Source organism: Methylobacterium nigriterrae (genome assembly GCF_037106235.1).
Classification (GTDB): Bacteria; Pseudomonadota; Alphaproteobacteria; order Rhizobiales; family Beijerinckiaceae; genus Methylobacterium; species Methylobacterium nigriterrae.
In genome coordinates this window covers 1-3,135 of sequence record NZ_JBAWTG010000268.1, presented here as the reverse complement: position 1 = coordinate 3,135, position 3,135 = coordinate 1, and the positions used below count along the sequence as shown (strand labels likewise).

Below are 3,135 nucleotides of genomic sequence, written 5' to 3'. Positions count from 1 at the left end.
GCGCCGCTTGGGGCAGATCGGAGGCGGGATCCTCGAGGGCCGCAATGAGCTTGCAGGTATGGACCGGTCCTTTGGCGGCGATCACCCCGAACTCGGCCAAATGACCGCGGAGCGCATTGATGGTTTGCGTGCGCTGGCGAACCAGCAGGTCCCGCGTGCGGAATACGATGGTGTCGGCCTGCTGGTTCGCGCTCTTGAAAGTGAGCGCTGCCACACGCTTCCAGGGCCACCGTGCAGGGCGGGAGGGTTGCAAGGAAGGCGAGAACCTGGCCGCGGCGCAGCTTCTTGCGAAAGACCACGGCACCCGCACTGTCAGCCCCATGGAGCTGAAAGATGTGCTTGGCGAGATCGAGGCCGACGGTGCTCACCTGGTTCATGGACGCCTCCGGGAGTGGGCTCTCACACCACCACTCTGGCACGCTGATGCCGTCGGGGGCGTCCACACCATCACGCCCCCTTCACCAGCACGGCGGACCTACAGGCAGCCATTCAGGGCTACATCGCCGAGACGAACGCCCATCCCGAGCCGTTCGTCTGGACCAAAACCGCCGACGAGGTTCTCGCCAACGTTGCACGCTTTTGCAAACACGCTGCGTCAGGGGAACAGGTTGACACATTAGACATCTTATATAAGATGGGGTGCGCTCCGCTCGGATCCGTATCGGCGTACTCCAAAAACAAGAACGCGCGACGAGATTCGAGGCCGCGCCAGCCGATTTCGGTCCCCATCCGGCTCGGTCAGCCTAGTCTCGAAGACACACACGTTCTTGGGAGGGAACGATGAACGCGGAAATAGAGACCTTCGCGGACGCCGGTCCGCCATTCGCCAGCACGTCTGTGCCCCCTTGTTGAGAATTCATCTGTGATCCTGCTCGCAATGGCGAGCGGGCGTAGGAAAGACGGCAGCCGATCGTTCGGCCTCATGCTGAACAGGAGGCGGCAGTGCTAGCAAGCCCGCCCCGCACATCCGCATTCGTCCAGATCGCCAGGACGAAACTGGCGGGGGCCGCGCGTCCTTCGCATTGGATCGGGCGGCCGGAAGCTCGTTAGGGCGAGTGTCCGAGAAATGTCGTGCTCGGTTGGAATTGATTAGAACCTGTCTGGCCAAATCGATCGGTAAAGATTGAGAGTAGATAACAATACAGACAGACGATCAATCTACAACGTTGTTTTTCGCTGGAAGGATTCGAGGATGACAGGCCAAAGCCAAGACAGCGTGGATCGTCGGACGATCTCGCTTCTCGCATTCTCGGCGACATCAGGCGTCCTCGTCGAGTTCTATGATTTTTTCATCTTCGGGTACGCGGCCGCGAGCGCTTTTCCTCATATATTTTTCCCCAACCTTTCGCCGACGGCTGCGCTCGTCTTCTCCTATCTCACCTTCGGCGCCGGGTTCCCAGCACGGCTCCTCGGGGCGTTCCTGTTCGGGCATTTCGGCGATCGAGCCGGCCGCAAAAAGTCGTTCCTGCTAAACATCCTGATCGTCGGAGCGACGACGATGCTTGTCGGCCTCCTGCCGGGCTACGACACGCTAGGGATGGCGGCCCCCATTCTCCTCATCCTCCTGCGCATCATCCAAGGTATTGGTCTGGGCGGCGAGTTCGGCGGAGCGTCGTCTCTGCTCGCAGAGTTCGGGGCGCGGCGAAAAAACCGTGCGTTCTGGGTGTCCCTTGCCAATCTTGGAATTCCAGGAGGCGCCATGGCGGCGAGCGCGGTTCTCTATCTCCTGTCCGACAACTTCGCGACCTCTGGCTGGCGGATCGCCATGCTGCTTTCGGCAGTCGTCGTGATCCCAGGGTTGCTCGCGCGCTTCCAGTTGGCCGACTCGCCGCTGTTCGAGAAGTTGAAGGAGAAGGACGAGTTGGCGAAGATGCCGAGTCTTGACGTGATGCGGCAGCACTGGCGTCCGATCCTCCTGCTGACGCTCGTGTGCGGCTTCCAGCAGATGGACGGCTATGTCAGCGGAACCTACGCCATTTCCTTCATGAAGTCTGCAGGGATCCCGCTCGCGACAACGGCGGTGATCATCTTCGTTGCCAGGATCGGTGATCTCATCGGCGTGCTTATCAGCGGTCCCTTGGCCGACCTGATGAAGCGGAAGCAAGTGACGTACTTCGCGATCGGGATCACGGCTATCCTGTCCTATCCCTACACGCTTGCGATCCTCAACCAGCAGGTCGCGCTGACCCTGATCCTGCAGTTCGTCATCACTCTGACGGGTGTCGGCGTGCTGCACGGCCTCGCGCCGATCCTGACCTCCGAAAACTTCCCGACGAAGTACCGGTACTCCGGGGCAGGGATTGCCTATAGCCTGTCGGCGATTTTCGGCGGCATGTTTGCGCCCCCGCTGCTGGCTGGCCTCATCGGCGAGAACATCGCCGAGAAGTGGTTCTACGTACCAGTCGTGTACGGCCTGTATGCTCTCGTCGCTTTCGTCGCTCTATCCTTCATGTCGGAGACCAGAGATGTCGCTCTGGAAGACGTTGACGAGGTACGGGCGTCGTAGCTGTTGATCGCCAGCAAAGCCGCTAAAGCATTTTCCGCCGAAGTGGCCGCCGCACGAGCAGCGGTGCGCACTTCGTCCAGCCAGTCGCGATACCGGTTAGAACGAGCGTCTGCGAGGTCTTCCGAGGTGGGACGCGGCCGAAACAGGCGACGAGGCTGGCCTCTACGAAGCCGGGCGGCGGATTGTGATTCGCCGCCACAGCAATGGCTCTTCGCCGATCTTCGATACCGATAACGAAGTTGGGAGGAGCATCGGATCGAGCGAGTCGAGGGCGCGTTGGGGCGGCTTCGTCCGCCTCGGCGAGGAGAGCACAACCAAAAGTTATGCTCCGCCGCGCTCACCCGCGGCTCACTCAGTAGCCCAAAAAACTTTGCGACAGGCCCGCAAGAGCATGGTTGACGGCCGTCGAATTCCATGTCTTATATAAGATATCAGCTACCAAAATGGTTTGGAGCGCAAGGAGGAGATCGGGCGCATGAACGCTAAACGTGCTGTGGCAGAAACCGCTGAGAGCGACCAGAAGGCAGGCGTCCCGCATGCTCTGGCTCACAATCCCAAGGACAATGTGGCGGTCGTTGTCGTTGAAGGTTTCAAAGCTGGGACGAAAGCTCTGGTCGTCGTGACCGACA

2 protein-coding genes and 1 pseudogene are annotated in these 3,135 nt (G+C 60.4%); 1 reads left to right on the top strand and 2 read right to left on the bottom strand.

Annotated elements, in window-relative coordinates; translation table 11 throughout:
- Positions 1–377 (bottom strand): annotated as a pseudogene (locus WDW90_RS35885) (transposase); the annotation flags it as partial.
- 815 nt (positions 378–1,192) lie between these two features.
- On the opposite strand from WDW90_RS35885, the gene WDW90_RS35880 reads away from it, so the two are divergent.
- A complete protein-coding gene (locus tag WDW90_RS35880; RefSeq protein ID WP_336492518.1) occupies positions 1,193–2,506 on the top strand; it encodes an MFS transporter in 1,314 nt (437 codons plus the stop codon).
- A gap of 352 nt (positions 2,507–2,858) precedes the next feature.
- Here WDW90_RS35880 and WDW90_RS41050 read toward each other — a convergent pair.
- Positions 2,859–3,135, bottom strand: a 277-nt coding sequence (locus WDW90_RS41050; protein WP_431311196.1) for a hypothetical protein, incomplete at its 5' end; no start/stop codon positions are given.